Below are 14,228 nucleotides of genomic sequence, written 5' to 3'. Positions count from 1 at the left end.
AGACCCGTGACTGCTGACATCGACAAGACGGCGGGGCCGAAGGGCACGCCCCCGACCGGCCCGGAGGCCATCAAGGCCATTCCGGTCCGGCACTACGGGAGGTACGTCTCCGCCGTCATCGCGATCGCGATCCTCGTCGCGATCATCTACGCGTTCGGCCAGGGCAAGATCAACTGGCACGCGGTTCCGGACTACTTCTTCGACGACCGGATCCTGACCGGCGTCGGCAAGACCCTGCTGCTGACGGTCCTGTCGATGCTGATCGGCATCGTGGGCGGCATCGTCCTCGCGGTGATGCGCCTGTCGAAGAACCCGGTGACCTCGTCCATCGCCTGGTTCTACATCTGGTTCTTCCGCGGCACCCCGGTCCTGGTCCAGCTGTTCCTGTGGTTCAACCTGGGCCTGGTCTTCGAGTACATCGACCTGGGTCCGATCTACAAGAACTACTGGTCGGACTTTATGACGCCGCTGCTGACGGCGCTGCTCGGCCTCGGCCTGAACGAGGCCGCGTACATGGCGGAGATCTGCCGCGCCGGCCTGCTCGCCGTCGACGAGGGCCAGACCGAGGCCGCCCACGCCCTGGGCATGAGCCATGGCAGGACGCTGCGCCGGATCATCATCCCGCAGGCCATGCGGGTGATCGTGCCGCCGACCGGCAACGAGGTCATCAACATGCTGAAGACGACCTCGCTCGTGGCGGCCGTCCAGTATCCGGAGCTGTTCCGCTACGCCCAGGACATCGGCCAGGTCTCCGGCGCACCGGTGGAGATGTACTTCCTCGCCGCCGCCTGGTACCTGATCATGACCTCGGTCCTGAGCGTGGGCCAGTACTACATCGAGCGGTACTACGCCCGCGGCTCCAGCCGCAGCCTGCCGCCGACGCCGTGGCAGAAGGTCAGGGCGCACCTGACGTCCTTCTCGAGCAGGAAGGTCACGGCATGACCGACAAGCTCACCAAGATCGACGCCGCCCCCAAGGACACGTCCGTCCCCATGGTCAAGGCCGAGGGCGTCCACAAGTCCTTCGGTCAGGTCGAGGTCCTCAAGGGCATCGACCTGGAGGTGAAGCCGGGCGAGGTGTTCTGCCTCATCGGCCCGTCCGGCTCCGGCAAGTCGACGTTCCTCAGGTGCATCAACCACCTGGAGAAGATCAACGCCGGCCGTCTGTACGTCGACGGCGAGCTGGTCGGCTACCGGCAGCACGGCGACAAGCTCTACGAGCTGCGCGACCGCGAGGTCGCCATGAAGCGCCGGGACATCGGCATGGTCTTCCAGCGCTTCAACCTGTTCCCGCACATGACCGCGCTGGAGAACGTCATCGAGGCGCCGGTGCAGGTCAAGGGCCTGAACAAGGGCCAGGCCAAGGAGCGGGCGATGCAGCTGCTGGAGCGCGTGGGCCTGGCCGACCGGGCCGGGCACTACCCCTCGCAGCTCTCCGGCGGCCAGCAGCAGCGGGTGGCGATCGCCCGGGCGCTGGCGATGGACCCGAAGCTGATGCTGTTCGACGAGCCGACCTCGGCCCTCGACCCGGAGCTGGTCGGCGACGTCCTCGACGTCATGCGCGACCTCGCCGAATCCGGCATGACGATGGTCGTCGTCACCCACGAGATGGGCTTCGCCCGCGAGGTCGGCGACAGCCTGGTCTTCATGGACGACGGCGTGGTGGTCGAGTCCGGCCATCCGCGCGACGTCCTGACGGACCCTCAGCACGAACGCACCAAGTCGTTCCTGTCGAAGGTGCTCTGACGGTGCGTAGCGTGCGCTGACGGTACCCACGAAGGGGCGGTAGGGAGATTTCGTACCGCCCCTTTCCGTTGGCCTGCTTCAGCTCCGTCGGCCTACTTCAGCGCCAGCAGCAGCGTGTCCGACGGTGAGCACCACACCGCCCGCGCCTCCGCGAACCCCTTCTCGCGCAGCACGCGCGCGTGCCACGCGGGGGACGGCATGTCGCCGTCGGCATGTTCGCCGTAGATCTCGAAGCGGCGGGCCGTGGGCTCGGCGAGGACCGGGTCCTTGGCGGCCAGCTGCCACCACTCGGTCCAGTCAAGGGCACCGTCCCGCTTGGCCTGTTCCATGCGGGCGTGCCGCCGGGCGCGCTCGGCCGCGTTGATCCGGGGCGTCGTCTCGTCGATCATGTGGTCCGCGTTCATGAAGACACCGCCGTCGCGGACGAGTGCCGCGACCTGACCGTAGAGGGCCGCGAGCGGTTCGCTGTGCAGCCAGTGCAGGGCCGTGGCGGTCAGGACGGCGTCGTAGGAGTCGTACGGCAGCTTCGCCGGCCAGTCGGGGTCCTTGAGGTCGGCGGTGACGAAGGTGACCCGGTCGTCGCCCGCGAAGGTGCCCTCGGCGATCGCGAGCAGCGCGGGGTCGAGATCGACGCCGGTGCTGGTGGCGTCGGGGAAGCGGGCGAGCAGCCGGGCGGTGATGCTGCCGGTGCCGCAGGCGAGGTCGAGCACGCGCGGCGCGGTGCCGACGAGCGCCTCGACCATGTCGAGCATGATCCGGAAGCGTTCCTCGCGGTCGGGCATGTACCACTCCTGCTGCCGGTCCCAGCTCTCCTGCCACGCCCGCCAGTCGGCCCCCGCCGCGGTGATGTCCGCACCCGTGCCCGTGTCCGTCATCGTTGCCCTCCCTCGCGTACGTCGCGTAATACCCTGGAAGCACGACCGTCTGTTACCCGACCGCATCCATGACCATAGAGCGCCTCCGTAAGGACTACAAGTGGAACTGGCCTATTACTCGGATTACGCCGTACGTCTCGTCAACACCGAGGAACCGGCCCGGGGCAAGGACAGCCTGACCTCGGTCGAGGCCGTCCGCGACCTGTTCGGCGCCAACGCGTCGGCGGCCCGGCGCGCCACCGACGCCGACGTCACGCGCTTCCGGTCAGTGCGGGCCCGGCTGCGCGCGGTCTTCGAGGCGGCCGACAAGGGCGACGAGACCCTCGCGGTGGACCTGCTGAACTCCCTGCTGCTGGAGTTCCCGGTGAGCCCGCAGATCTCCGGGCACGACTACCGCGACGAGGACGGCCGTCCGCTGTGGCACATGCACCTGGCGGACCACCCGTCCAACGCGACCGCCGGCTACGCGGCCATAGCAGCGATGGGCCTGGCCTTCCACCTCACCGAGTACGGCGTCGACCGGCTCGGCCTGTGCGAGGCAGCGCCGTGCCGCAACGCCTACCTCGACACCTCGACCAACCGCTCCCGGCGCTACTGCTCGGACCGCTGCGCGACCCGCGCCAACGTGGCGGCCTACCGCGCCCGCAAGCGCCTGGAGGCCGACCGGTCGGACAAAACGGGCCTGGCGGCCGACAGCGTCCAGCGCACCAGCGCCAGCGGCGAGCGCCGACCGGGCTTCAGCGGCCGGTAGCGGAACCACACCTTGCCCAAAACCAGGTCCTCCGGAACGGTGCCGTAGTCGGTGCTGTCGCCGCCCGCGTACGCGTTGTCCCCCAGCACCCACCAGCCGCCCTCGCGCCGCTCCGCCGCACGCTTGACCACGAGCAGGTCCTGCTGGAACGGATGGCGCAGGACGACCACGTCCCCCGGCCGGATCCGGGCCCCGTACTGCACCACGAGCCGGTCCCCGTGGTGCAGCGTGGGCACCATGGACGGCCCCGTCACCTCGGCCAGCCCGAAGGGCAGCACCGCCCCCCTGCGGTCGGTCTCCTGCGACAGTTCCGGCATCACCCGGCACCTCCCCGGTTCTTCCTCCACCAGTCCCAGTCTCACCCCGGACTTTTGTCCTAAGCCCATGGGGGCACTCGCGAAAACAGGTCTTGCAGGGAGTAATGTCCCACCTGAGAAGACGATCACGAGGAAGGAATGCTCCATGCTTTCCCGCCTGTTTGCCCCCAAGGTCAAGGTCAGCGCTCACTGCGACCTGCCCTGCGGTGTGTACGACCCGGCCCAGGCCCGCATCGAGGCGGAGTCGGTGAAGGCCATCCAGGAGAAGATGGCCGGCAACGACGACCCGCACTTCCAGGCCCGGGCCGCGACCATCAAGGAGCAGCGCGCCGAGCTGGCCAAGCACCACGTCTCGGTGCTCTGGAGCGACTACTTCAAGGCGCCGCACTTCGAGAAGTACCCGGAGCTGCACCAGCTGGTCAACGACACCCTGAAGGCGCTGTCTGCCGCCAAGGCCTCCACCGACCCGGCCACCGGCCAGAAGGCGCTGGACTACATCGCCCAGATCGACAAGATCTTCTGGGAGACGAAGAAGGCTTGATCTCGAATCATGCCCTCTGACCTGCAGATTCTTTACTTGCAGTGTCTCCCTCTCCGCACCCGGTCCGCAGGCCGCCGAGCACGGCGTCCATGACGGTCCGGGTGCGGTCTTCTTCTCCCGGCCACAGGTGGCGTGGATCCGCAGCGTGATGACGGCGGACACGTGGCGGCGGACGCGCGGCGGCGGACGCGCGGCGGCGGACGCGTGGCCGAGGACCGTCTGGACCTGCTCGACGCTCGCTCCGCCGGCGATGAGCGCGGAGGCGAAGAGGTGGCGCAGGTCGTGGGTCACCATGCCCCGACCGCAGGCCTGATCAGCGCCGCCGCCCAGCAGGTGGCCAGAAGTTCGCCGGGTTGGTCGGCGACGCCGCGCTCGCCCTCGCCCTCGGCCGCGCCGAGACCGCCGGCCACAACCTCCGCCAACTCCTGGCGGGGCCACCGCCGAACGCCGACTCGACACCGCCGTTACCAGCGCCGCCACCGGGGAGGTGCCCACCCGGGCCGCCACCAGTAGCCGGCGCCCGTCCGGCTGCCGCCAGCAGCCGCGGTGACGGCCCGTCGACCCGGCGGCCACGTGCTCGGCGACGCCGGAGCGGACCTCTGGCCCGTCCGGCACGGTGGCCGCGCGGTCCCGGCTACCGTCGGCCTCCACCCACGCGCAGCACGCCGCCGCTGACGTACGCGATCCGCTGCCCGGTCGGACCGGGCCGCGGATCGGCCACCGGCTCGGCCGTGGGCGGTCGCCGCAAAGCCGTCCGCAGGCCGGACCGTCCCCAACTGCCCGGACAGCAGCGGGCGGGTCTGGCCGGTTCGTCGCGCTGAGCTCCCCGGGAGAGGTGGCCGCCGGGCAGACGTCCGTTGCCGCACCGCGGGGCTCCCGCAAGGTGGTGAGGGGGGTGGGGTCCACGGCCTGCGACATAGTCCCAAGGTGGTTTCCCGGGGGCCTTTGCGCACACCCCCTTGACCGCGGACTTCAGTGCCGTCAGTGGGGACGGTGCAAGGGGCCCGGTCGGCTGTCCGACCGGGCCCCTTGCTGGTGCCGTGACGATGACGACTGCCACGAGGAACCTCACCCCTCCTCCCGTGCCATGCTGACGGGGTGACGCCCGAAGACCTGGTCCGGCTCCGCCGGGCCCGTGACCGCATGGACCGCGAGTACGCCGAGCCCCTTGACATGGCCGCGCTCGCGCGCAGCGCGCTGATGTCGCCGGGCCACTTCCAGCGCAGCTTCCGGGCAGCCTTCGGGGAGACGCCGTACAGCTACCTCATGACCCGCCGCATCGAGCGGGCGAAAGCGCTGCTCAGACGGGGTGACCTGAGCGTGACGGAGGTGTGCCTGGCGGTCGGCTGTACGTCGCTGGGGTCGTTCAGCTCCCGCTTCACCGAGCTCGTCGGCGAGACCCCGAGCGCCTACCGGGCGCGGTCGCACGAGGACGGCGCGGTGATCCCGGCGTGCGTGGCCCGGACCTATACGCGCCCACGCCGGGCGGGACCGCCGCCGCGGCCCTAGCGTGAGGGTATGGATCTCAAACTCCACCAGTGCTTCATCGCCGTCGACGACCACGACAAGGCACTCACCTTCTACCGGGACGTGCTGGGCCTGGAGGTCCGCAACGACGTCAGTTTCGAGGGGATGCGGTGGGTGACCGTCGGGTCGCCGCTGCAGCCGGACGTGGAGATCGTCCTGGAGCCGCCCGCCGCGAACCCGGACGCCTCGCCCGCCGACAAGGAGGCCATGGCCCGGCTGCTGGCCAAGGGCATGCTGCGCGGGGTCATCTTCACCACCGCCGACTGCGACGCCCTCTTCAGGCGGGTCCAGGAGCACGACGCCGACGTCGTCCAGGAGCCGATGGACCAGCCGTACGGGGTGCGTGACTGCGCGTTCCGGGATCCGGCCGGGAATTTGCTGCGGTTCATGGAGCGGTCCGACGGCTGAAAACCGGTCGGGGAGCGGAAGTTCGCCGCCCTACGACCACGCCATGAGCATCCGCTGGACGTACGCCTGTCGACCGGCCCCGCCGCCGGTTTCGCGCGGACCCAGGATTTCTGGACGGCCGTCACGGACACCCGGCCGTCCGAACCCCGGGGCGAGCACGACGAGTTCGTGACTGCCGGACGGCGCGGACGCCTGCGTCAAGGCCCAGGCCGTCACCTCGGGCGACGGCGGTGCGCATCTCGACCTCGCCGTGGAGGACGTGGCGGGGTTCGTCACGACGGCGCTGCGGCTCGGCGCCGAGGCCGTCGCGGAGTACGAGGGCTGGGCCGTCCTGCGGTCGCCGGCCGGGCTGCTGTTCTGTGCGGTGCCCTGGCACGGGGAGTCGCTGCGCCCACCCGCCCGTGCTGCGGGGCAGCCGACTGGACCAGGTGTGCCTCGACGTCGCGCCCTCGGCCCACGACGCCGAAGTCGCCTTCTTCAGCGGGCTCCTGGACGGCTGGGAATGCCTGCCCGGCGCCCTCCCCGAGTTCCACGTCCTCAAGCCGCCGCCCGGCCTGCCGACCCCGCGTCCTGCTGCAACGGCTGGTCGAGGAACGGCCCGCCTCCGCCCACCTGGACCTGGCCTGCGCGGACATCGCCGCGACCCGGTCCCGGCACGAGACACTCGGCGCGGCCTTCGTCGCCGGCCACGACCGCTGGACGGTGATGCGCGACCCGGCGGGCGGCCTGTACTGCCTGACGGGGCGGGACCCGGAGACGGGCGGGCTGCCGCGGCCGGCGTCGGCTGGTCGTCCTTGACCAGACACACGACGACGACCCGCCCGTCCCCCGTCACCGTGGGGCTCGGGCACCGGGTGCTCCGGTGCTCGTCGGACAGGGGCGTCGGCGTGGGATCACTCGGCTCGACCTGCCGCCAGACGTACGGCTCCCGCGGCTCTGCCGCGTCCTGCAGCCACAGGGTGAGACCCGGCGGCCACCGTGACCGCCCAGACCGTCACGGCTCACCGCCACGCCGTACGGCGCCGCCGTGCCCCCGCCTCCGTCATGCCCGCCCCTCCCCCATCTCCCTCATCGGTCCGTATCCCGGCCAACGCCACGGCCTGGTCACCCCCGTACGCCCGTCACGTCCCGGCCCTCAACCATGCCGCCCGCCCGTGCAGGTACCGCTGTTCCGGCAGGCTCAGGGTCTTGCCGGCCGCCGACTCGTAGGCGGCTCGGGCGGCGTCGAGTTCGCCCGCGCGCTCCAGGAGGTGGCCCCGTACGGCGTCCAGGCGGTGTCCGATCCTCAACTCCCCTTCCAGCGAGTCCAGTTCGGCCAGTCCCGCGCGCAAGCCGTGGACCATGGCGAGGGCGACGGCCCGTTTGAGGCGCTCGACGGGACCGGGCACAAGGCGGACCGGCACGTCGTACAGGCCGAGGATCTCGCGCCAGTCCGTGGCCTGGGCCGAAGGCGCCTCGTCGTGGACGGCGGCGATGGCCGCGCGCAGTTGGTAGGGGCCCGCCCGGCCCTTCGACAGCGCCCGGGTGACCAGGGCGACGCCCTCCTCGACCGCGGCCTTGTCCCAGCGGTCGCGGTCCTGTTCGTCGAGGGGAACCAGCTCGCCGTGCGGTCCGGTGCGCGCTTCGCGGCGGGCGTCGGTGAGCAGCATCAGGGCGAGCAGGCCGGCCACCTCGCAGTCCTCGGGCAGGAGCCGGTGCACGGTGCGGGTCAGCCGAATCGCCTCCCCGGCCAGCTCGCGCCGCTGGAGGCTCGCGCCCGACGTCGCCGTGTAGCCCTCGTTGAAGATCAGGTAGAGGATGTGCAGGACGGCCGGCAGTCGCTCCTCCCAGTTGTCCGGCCGCCCGAAACGCACGCCCCGCACCTTCTGCTTGGCCCGGCTGATCCGCTGGGCCATGGTCGCCTCGGGGACCAGGTGGGCGCGGGCGATCTCGGCGGTCGTCAGGCCGCCGACGGCCCGCAGGGTCAGCGCGATCCGCGCGGGCGGGGTCAGGTCCGGGTGGCAGCACAGGAACAGCAGCGAGAGGGTGTCGTCCTCGCGCGGAGCGCGATCCGCTCCGGGCGGCGGGGTGATGAAGGTGTCGCGCGGGGCAAGGGCCGCCGCCTTCACCTCCCGCTGCCACCGCGCGTCCTCGGCACGCAGAGCGTCCGTGAGCCGTCGCGCGGCGACCTTGATGAGCTACCCGCGCGGGTTGTCGGGCACGCCGGCCGCCGGCCACTTCCCGGCCGCCGCGAGCAGCGCCTCCTGTACGGCGTCCTCGGCGGCGTCGAAGTGCCCGTACCGTCTGACGAGCGCGCCGAGGACCTGCGGCGCGTGGCGGCGCAGCAGGTCCTCGACCTCGTTCGTACGGCTCACAGGTCTCCGGAGCCGTCCAGGATGGGCCGGATCACCACCGGGTAGGTCATCGCCCCCTGGGGCCCGGGGCAGCGAACGACGCGTTCGGCGATCTCGGTGACGCGCTCCAGGCTCTCGCACTCCAGGACCCAGTAGCCGGCGAGCACCTCCTTGGTCTCGCCGTACGGCCCGTCGGTGATCACCATCCGGCCGTCCTCGCCGAGACCCACCAGACGGGTCTGCGCGGGCTCCGCCAGGCCCTGCCCGTCGACCAGCTCGCCGGTCTCGGAGAGGTCGTCGTTGATGGCGCCCATGTAGGCGTACATGGCCTGCAGCTCCTGCTCGCTCCAGGCCGGGGCGTGGGCGGAGGCCTTGCCGCGCATCCCCTCGTAGTCCGCCTGGGTGCCCTGCACCATGACCAGGTACTTCACAGTCCGCTCCTTCGGCTCTCACCGCCCTGCCGGGCGGCTCTCACGGGGAACGTCGGAGCCGGACCGGGATTCTCGACACGGGTTTCAGGATTTCTTCGCGGCGGAGGCGCCGGGTTCGTCACGGGTTGCGGTGCCCTCCTTGCCGTACGCCTCGCACTCGGGGTTCCGGCAGGGGCCGGGCACCCACACCGGGACCCAGGCGCCCAGCGTCTTGTGGCGTCGGATGACCGTTTCGACGGGCTGTCCGCAGACGGGACAGACGTGTTCTTCGCTGCCCATGTCCTCAGGGTAGGGCGGCCGCGGGCTCAGCGCTCCCTGCGGTACGTCCGGACCAGCACGCCGTTGGTGAAGGCGCGCACCGACTCCAGGGTGAAGTCGGTGACGGCGAAGCCGGTGCCCGGCGCCCCGATCTGCGCGCCTCCTACACCAGGTCGGTGCGCGGGGGCCTGGAGGAGGCCATGGAGTTCCACCGTGCGGCCGGGTTGCCCGGCGGCGACGAGACCGTGACGGTGCTTCACCTCGCGGTGCTCGGGCTGATCCTGGAGCACCTGACGCTGCCGGGCGTCCTCGACGGCGTCCTGCCCAGGGTGAGCGTGCCGGACGGGCTGGTGGAACGGATCGTGGCGACGATCGTGCCGGAGACCTAGCCATACACCCCTAGCGGGTGCGGGGCTCGCGCCACATCGGCCACATCTGCGGGCCGTCGGGCAGGTCGAGGGTGCGGCCGGTGGAGGCGAAGCCGAGGCGCTCGTACAGCTTGGTGCTACGGGCGCTGCTGGCCTCCAGGTAGGCGGGCAGGCCGTCGCGGTCGCAGCGGTCGAGGACGTGCTGGATGAGCGCGGTGCTCAGGCCCTCGCCCTGGCGGGCCGGTGTGACGCCGATCATCACGGGTGCAGGAGCGGCGGGTGAGAGGGCGGGCCCCGCACACCGTGGGGCAGTGCGGGACCCGCCGGACCGGAGCCCCCGGCGGCCGTATGGGGTCAGGAGCCGTACGGACCTGGTGACTCCGGCGTCTTCGGGGCTGTCGCCCGGTGACCGACTCGGCCGAGGGCCGCGAACCGACCTACGGTGTCGCGCCGGTGACCGACCCGGTCGGAGCGGTCGGGGCTGGACCGGGCCCCGGTGCTGTGGCCCCCGGCGGGACCGGCCCGGTGCTGTCTGACGGCCCTCAGCTGGTGCGCCTGGTCACGAACTCGGCCAGGGCGAGCAGGCCGCCGGCAGCGGCCGGGTCCGGGACGGCGCGGGCCAGTTCGTGCAGGGCCCGGGCCATCCGGTCGGCCGCCTCCGCCTGAACCCAGTCCCGGCCACCGGCCCGCTCCACGGCCAGCACCGTGCGCTCCGCTTCTCCTTCCTCGTAGGGCCTGGCGTACAACTCGGCGAGTTCGGTGGCGGCCGGCGTGCCGGAGGTGAGCGCGGCGACCACCGGCAGGGACTTCTTGCGGGCGACCAGGTCGGCGCCGGCCGGCTTGCCGGTGCGGCCCGGGTCGCCCCATATGCCGATGACGTCGTCGATGAGCTGGAAGGCGAGCCCCGCCTCACGGCCGAACGCGTCCATCGCTTCGACGTCCTCCTCGGCCGCCCCCGCGTACAGCGCGCCGACAGCGCAGGCGCAGCCGAGCAGCGCGCCGGTCTTGGCCTCGGCCATGGCGAGCACCTCGTCGAGGGTGACCTCGGCGGGTGCGCGCCGCTCCAGGGCCATGTCCGCCTGCTGGCCCGCGCACAGCTCGACGACGCAGGCCGCGAGCCGGGCGGTGGCCGCAGGGGACGCCGGGTGCGGGTCCTCGGCGAGCAGCCGCAGGGCCAGTGCCTGCAGCGCGTTCCCGGCGAGGATCGCGTCGGCGTCGCCGAACACCGTCCACGCGGTGGGACGGTGCCGGCGGGTGGGATCCCGGTCCATCACGTCGTCGTGCAACAGCGTGAAGTTGTGGACCAGCTCCACTGCCGCGGCGGCCCGCGCCGCCCCCGCCCGCGCCTGCGGCCCGCCGAGCGCGGCGGCCGCGGCGAGGACGAGCGCCGGGCGTATGGCCTTGCCCCCGTGCCCCGCCGCCGGAGTGCCGTCCGGCTGCTCCCACCCGAGGTGGTAGCGCGCGATCCGGCGCATCGAGCCGGGCAACGCTGCGACGGCAGCCCGCAGTTCGGGGTCCACGGATGCCCGGGCACGGTCCAGGATCACCTCCGCGTCCTGCCCGTCGAGGGCCCCTGCCGGGCCGTTCGTGCGGCTTCCGACGAGCCGCCGTGGGAGTGGCTCTGCGGGCGGTGCCGCCTCTCCCGGACACGCCGTCACGGCCGGCTGCCCGGTGTGACCCTGTGTCGTCTCCGTCATGAACTCGGCCATGGGATCCCCCTCGGAGAGTCCGCGGACGGTGGCACTTCCGCTGCCGGTACTGGGCGCGTACCCCCGGGGTGTACCCGCCGGAGGGGGCGGGGACACCGCGCGCGGGCGGGAGGTGTCAGCGCCAACGGCCGACCTCGACGTTCTCCAGGACGCCGAGCGCGTCCGGCACCAGGACCGCCGCCGAGTAGTAGGCCGTCACCAGGTACTTGATGATCGCCTGTTCGTTGATGCCCATGAACCGCACGGACAGGCTGGGTTCGATCTCGTCCGGGATGCCGGTCGCCCTCAGTCCGATGACACCCTGGTCCTCCTCGCCGGTACGCATGGCGATGATCGAGCTCGTACGAGCCGCGGTGACCGGGATCTTGTTGCACGGGAAGATCGGCACACCGCGCCAGGTGGGGATCCGGTTGCCGCCGATGTCGATGGTTTCCGGGACCAGTCCCCGTTTGTTCAGCTCGCGGCCGAACGCGGCGATCGCGCGCGGGTGGGCGAGGAACAGCTTGGTGCTGCGCCGCCGGCTGAGCAGTTCGTCCATGTCGTCGGGGCTCGGCGCGCCGTTGTGCGGCTGGAGCCGCTGGTCGTACTCGCAGTTGTGGAGCAGGCCGAACTCCCGGTTGTTGATGAGCTCGTGCTCCTGGCGCTCCTTCAACGCCTCTACGGTGAGCCGGAGTTGCTGCTCCGTCTGGTTCATCGGCTGGTTGTAGAGGTCGGCCACGCGCGTGTGCATGCGCAGGACGGTCTGGGCGACGCTCAGTTCGTACTCGCGGGGCCTTGGCTCGTAGTCGACGAAGGTGTGTGGAATGTCCGGCTCACCGCTGTGGCCGGCGGCGAGATCGACCGCCTTCTCACCGTACTTGTTGGTGCGCTGGGCGGGGATCGAGCGCTGCCGCTGGAGGTGGTCGCGCAGGGAGTCGGCGCGCTCCGCCACCTGCTCGAGGTCCCGGCGGGACAGGATGAGCACCGTGCATGCGGTGTCCGCGCGGGCCGTGTACTCCCAGATGGCGTCCGGGTCGAGCAGCGCCTGTTCGCCGAAGTACGCCCCGTCGGCGAGGACGCCGAGGACCTGGTCGTCGCCGTAGGGGCCGGTGCCGACCTTCTCGACCCTGCCGTGCGCCAGCAGGTACACCTCGTCGGCCTGGTTGCCGAACGAGGCGATCACCTGGCCCGCGCCGATCTCCCGCTGCCGGCAGCGCTGGGCGAGTTCGGAGAGCACCCCCTCGTCCTCGTACGCCCGCAGCGCCGGCAGTTCGCCCAGTTCCGCGGGGATGACCTCGACGCGGTCGCCGGTCTTCACGAAGGTGATACGGCCGTCGCCGACGGCGTAGGCAAGCCGCCGGTTCACCCGGTACGTGCCGCCCTGCACATCGACCCACGACAGCATGCGCAGCAGCCAGCGCGAGCTGATCTCCTGCATCTGGGGAACGGACTTGGTGGTGGTGGCCAGGTTCCGCGCGGCCGCGGTGCCGAGGCTCTGCTGCGGCCGGTCCTGCTCCGAGGGGACCTCTTCGCCTACCGACATAGAAATTTGCCCTCCCGTTCGTGCCCGGCACGGTCGACACCGGGCATCGATCTGCGTGCGCCAGCCTTCCATCACGGAGCGTGTCCGTGCCATTACCCGAAAGAGCGGGAATGGATCATCTCCGTCCCGGGCACACATGGGGGTCCGTCCCGCGGCGTCCGGCAGCAGCACGTCGGTGCACGGGGACGGGTCGCGCCACCCGGCGCCGACTGGGCACCACCCCCAGGCTCTTCAAGCAGGGGGTGCCACCGGTGCCGTCCTGCGGCACGACTGCCGCGGCTGGACGGTGACAATGGCTGGGTGACCAGCCGCGCCGCCGCCGATCTCGCCGCCCTGCACCCCCGGCTTCCGTCACCCCTGCAGGAGATCCCCGACGAACGCTTCACCCGCCATGGCCTCCGTCTCCTCCTCAAGCGCGACGACCTGATCCACCCGGAGCTGATCGGCAACAAGTGGCGCAAACTCGCGCCGAACCTGGAGGCCGCGGCCGGCCGGACGATCGTCACCTTCGGTGGCGCGTACTCCAACCACCTGCGCGCCACCGCCGCCGCGGGCCGGCTCCTCGGCCTGCCCACGGTCGGCGTGGTCCGCGGCCAGGAGCTGGCCGACCGTCCCCTCAACCCCTCCCTCGCCCGGTGCGCGGCCGACGGGATGCGGCTGCACTTCGTCGACAGGTCGACGTACCGCCGCAAGACCGAGCCGGAGACCCTCGCCGCGATCCTGCGCGCGGTCGCCGCGGACGACGCGCACGTCGTCCCCGAGGGCGGCAGCAACAGCCTCGCCGTGCGCGGCTGCCGCGCCCTCGGCGAGGAGCTCCGCGGTCACGCCGACGTCGTCGCCGTGGCCTGCGGCACGGGCGGCACCCTCGCCGGACTGGCCGCCGGGCTGGACCCCGGCCAGCGTGCCCTGGGCATACCGGTCCTCAGGGGAGGCTTCCTGAGCGCCGACACACAGGCGCTGCAGGAGCAGGCCTTCGGCGCCCGTCGGGGCACCTGGTCGCTCGACGACCGCTTCCACTTCGGTGGCTACGCCCGCAGCACCCCGGAACTCGACGCCTTCGCGGAGGACTTCGCCCACCGCCACGGCGTCCCCGTCGAGCGTCTCTACGTCGCCAAGCTGCTGTACGGACTCGTCGCCCTGGCCGACGAAGGCACCTTCCCGCGCGGAACGACAATCGCAGCGATCATCACCGGCCGCCCTTTCCCCACCCGCCCCTGACCCCTCCCGGCCCTTCCCCCGCCCGCCGGCCCGCGCCGCCCTTCACGCCCTTCCCTGCCGCCGTCCTTCTCGCCCTTCCCTACCGCCGTCCTCCCGCCCTCCCTACGCGGCCCTGACCCGCGCAGTCCTGACCTGCTCGGGCTCAGAGACCCCACGGCCCCTGCCCGCGCGGCCCCGCACAACGAAGTCCTGCCCCTGGGCCGCCGCATCCCCCACGCTTCCGCC

The 14,228-nt window shown here is 71.8% G+C and carries 14 protein-coding genes and 6 pseudogenes; 9 read left to right on the top strand and 11 right to left on the bottom strand.

The window, feature by feature from the left end:
• Positions 1-6: 6 nt before the first annotated feature.
• A complete protein-coding gene (locus ABZV31_RS15635) occupies positions 7-942 on the top strand; it encodes an amino acid ABC transporter permease (RefSeq protein ID WP_355893385.1) in 936 nt (311 codons plus the stop codon).
• Complete coding sequence (locus ABZV31_RS15630) at positions 939-1,745, top strand: amino acid ABC transporter ATP-binding protein (protein ID WP_355893382.1); 807 nt, start codon at positions 939-941, stop codon at positions 1,743-1,745. Before ABZV31_RS15635 ends, ABZV31_RS15630 begins: the two co-directional genes overlap by 4 nt.
• A gap of 92 nt (positions 1,746-1,837) precedes the next feature.
• On the opposite strand, the gene ABZV31_RS15625 is transcribed toward ABZV31_RS15630, so the two are convergent.
• Positions 1,838-2,620, bottom strand: coding sequence for a class I SAM-dependent methyltransferase (locus ABZV31_RS15625; protein ID WP_355893380.1), 783 nt, complete (start codon positions 2,618-2,620; stop codon positions 1,838-1,840).
• Between the two features lie 100 nt (positions 2,621-2,720).
• Between ABZV31_RS15625 and ABZV31_RS15620 the strand changes: the two genes are divergently transcribed.
• Complete coding sequence (locus ABZV31_RS15620; protein ID WP_355893377.1) at positions 2,721-3,371, top strand: CGNR zinc finger domain-containing protein; 651 nt, start codon at positions 2,721-2,723, stop codon at positions 3,369-3,371.
• On the opposite strand, the gene sodX is transcribed toward ABZV31_RS15620, so the two are convergent.
• Positions 3,254-3,688, bottom strand: coding sequence for a nickel-type superoxide dismutase maturation protease (sodX, locus tag ABZV31_RS15615; RefSeq protein WP_355893374.1), 435 nt, complete (start codon positions 3,686-3,688; stop codon positions 3,254-3,256). The genes ABZV31_RS15620 and sodX overlap by 118 nt on opposite strands.
• A 145-nt stretch (positions 3,689-3,833) precedes the next feature.
• On the opposite strand from sodX, the gene sodN reads away from it, so the two are divergent.
• Positions 3,834-4,229, top strand: coding sequence for a superoxide dismutase, Ni (sodN, locus tag ABZV31_RS15610; RefSeq protein WP_355893372.1), 396 nt, complete (start codon positions 3,834-3,836; stop codon positions 4,227-4,229).
• Positions 4,230-4,236: 7 nt separating this feature from the next.
• Here sodN and ABZV31_RS15605 read toward each other — a convergent pair.
• Both ABZV31_RS15605 and ABZV31_RS15600 read right to left on the bottom strand, forming a co-directional pair.
• Positions 4,237-4,523 (bottom strand): annotated as a pseudogene (locus ABZV31_RS15605) (tyrosine-type recombinase/integrase); the annotation flags it as partial.
• Positions 4,517-4,651, bottom strand: coding sequence for a hypothetical protein (locus ABZV31_RS15600; RefSeq protein ID WP_355893369.1), 135 nt, complete (start codon positions 4,649-4,651; stop codon positions 4,517-4,519). The gene ABZV31_RS15600 and the pseudogene ABZV31_RS15605, both read right to left, overlap by 7 nt.
• A gap of 676 nt (positions 4,652-5,327) precedes the next feature.
• On the opposite strand from ABZV31_RS15600, the gene ABZV31_RS15595 reads away from it, so the two are divergent.
• The 3 genes and pseudogenes from ABZV31_RS15595 (at position 5,328) to ABZV31_RS15585 (ending at position 6,962) form a co-directional block, all read left to right on the top strand.
• On the top strand, positions 5,328-5,738 hold the full coding sequence (locus ABZV31_RS15595; RefSeq protein WP_355893366.1) for a helix-turn-helix transcriptional regulator: 411 nt from the start codon (positions 5,328-5,330) through the stop codon (positions 5,736-5,738).
• A 9-nt stretch (positions 5,739-5,747) separates the two neighbouring features.
• The gene (locus tag ABZV31_RS15590; RefSeq protein ID WP_355893364.1) at positions 5,748-6,164 is read left to right on the top strand and encodes a VOC family protein; all 417 of its coding nucleotides are present in this window, start codon (positions 5,748-5,750) and stop codon (positions 6,162-6,164) included.
• Positions 6,165-6,207: 43 nt separating this feature from the next.
• Positions 6,208-6,962: pseudogene (locus ABZV31_RS15585) on the top strand (VOC family protein).
• A 323-nt stretch (positions 6,963-7,285) separates the two neighbouring features.
• Here the strand turns inward: ABZV31_RS15585 and ABZV31_RS15580 are convergent.
• The 4 genes and pseudogenes from ABZV31_RS15580 to ABZV31_RS15565 all read right to left on the bottom strand — a co-directional run.
• Positions 7,286-8,518, bottom strand: a pseudogene (locus ABZV31_RS15580) (DUF6596 domain-containing protein).
• The gene (locus ABZV31_RS15575) at positions 8,515-8,928 is read right to left on the bottom strand and encodes a YciI family protein (protein ID WP_355893361.1); all 414 of its coding nucleotides are present in this window, start codon (positions 8,926-8,928) and stop codon (positions 8,515-8,517) included. Before ABZV31_RS15575 ends, ABZV31_RS15580 begins: the two are co-directional and overlap by 4 nt.
• A gap of 84 nt (positions 8,929-9,012) precedes the next feature.
• On the bottom strand, positions 9,013-9,207 hold the full coding sequence (locus ABZV31_RS15570) for a hypothetical protein (RefSeq protein WP_355893358.1): 195 nt from the start codon (positions 9,205-9,207) through the stop codon (positions 9,013-9,015).
• Between the two features lie 26 nt (positions 9,208-9,233).
• A pseudogene (locus ABZV31_RS15565) lies at positions 9,234-9,326 on the bottom strand (dihydrofolate reductase); the annotation flags it as partial.
• Here ABZV31_RS15565 and ABZV31_RS15560 point away from each other — a divergent pair.
• Positions 9,327-9,575, top strand: a pseudogene (locus tag ABZV31_RS15560) (TetR/AcrR family transcriptional regulator); the annotation flags it as partial. It lies immediately after the preceding pseudogene.
• 10 nt (positions 9,576-9,585) lie between these two features.
• On the opposite strand, the pseudogene ABZV31_RS15555 reads toward ABZV31_RS15560, so the two are convergent.
• From ABZV31_RS15555 to ABZV31_RS15545, 3 genes and pseudogenes are all read right to left on the bottom strand, one after another.
• Positions 9,586-9,813 (bottom strand): annotated as a pseudogene (locus tag ABZV31_RS15555) (GNAT family N-acetyltransferase); the annotation flags it as partial.
• 283 nt (positions 9,814-10,096) lie between these two features.
• Entirely contained in the window at positions 10,097-11,263 is a 1,167-nt protein-coding gene (locus tag ABZV31_RS15550) for a family 2 encapsulin nanocompartment cargo protein polyprenyl transferase (protein ID WP_355893355.1), read from the bottom strand.
• A gap of 115 nt (positions 11,264-11,378) precedes the next feature.
• Positions 11,379-12,785, bottom strand: coding sequence for a family 2B encapsulin nanocompartment shell protein (locus ABZV31_RS15545; protein ID WP_355893352.1), 1,407 nt, complete (start codon positions 12,783-12,785; stop codon positions 11,379-11,381).
• Positions 12,786-13,085: 300 nt separating this feature from the next.
• Here ABZV31_RS15545 and ABZV31_RS15540 point away from each other — a divergent pair, with 300 nt between their 5' ends.
• Positions 13,086-14,003: a pyridoxal-phosphate dependent enzyme gene (locus tag ABZV31_RS15540; protein WP_355893349.1), complete on the top strand. Its 918-nt coding sequence runs from the start codon at positions 13,086-13,088 to the stop codon at positions 14,001-14,003.
• The last annotated feature ends 225 nt before the right edge of the window (positions 14,004-14,228 follow it).

Source organism: Streptomyces sp. NPDC005202, assembly GCF_040608235.1.
Classification (GTDB): Bacteria; Actinomycetota; Actinomycetes; order Streptomycetales; family Streptomycetaceae; genus Streptomyces.
Note: the sequence above shows the minus strand (reverse complement) of the source record. Positions and strands in the feature narration are given on the sequence as shown.

Coding starts and splice junctions, on each gene's coding strand:
- ABZV31_RS15630 (WP_355893382.1), top strand. CDS start 939: ATGACCGACAAGCTCACCAAGATCGACGCCGCCCCCAAGGACACGTCC.
- ABZV31_RS15625 (WP_355893380.1), bottom strand. CDS start 2,620: ATGACGGACACGGGCACGGGTGCGGACATCACCGCGGCGGGGGCCGAC.
- sodX (WP_355893374.1), bottom strand. CDS start 3,688: ATGCCGGAACTGTCGCAGGAGACCGACCGCAGGGGGGCGGTGCTGCCC.
- sodN (WP_355893372.1), top strand. CDS start 3,834: ATGCTTTCCCGCCTGTTTGCCCCCAAGGTCAAGGTCAGCGCTCACTGC.
- ABZV31_RS15590 (WP_355893364.1), top strand. CDS start 5,748: ATGGATCTCAAACTCCACCAGTGCTTCATCGCCGTCGACGACCACGAC.
- ABZV31_RS15570 (WP_355893358.1), bottom strand. CDS start 9,207: ATGGGCAGCGAAGAACACGTCTGTCCCGTCTGCGGACAGCCCGTCGAA.
- ABZV31_RS15550 (WP_355893355.1), bottom strand. CDS start 11,263: ATGGCCGAGTTCATGACGGAGACGACACAGGGTCACACCGGGCAGCCG.
- ABZV31_RS15545 (WP_355893352.1), bottom strand. CDS start 12,785: ATGTCGGTAGGCGAAGAGGTCCCCTCGGAGCAGGACCGGCCGCAGCAG.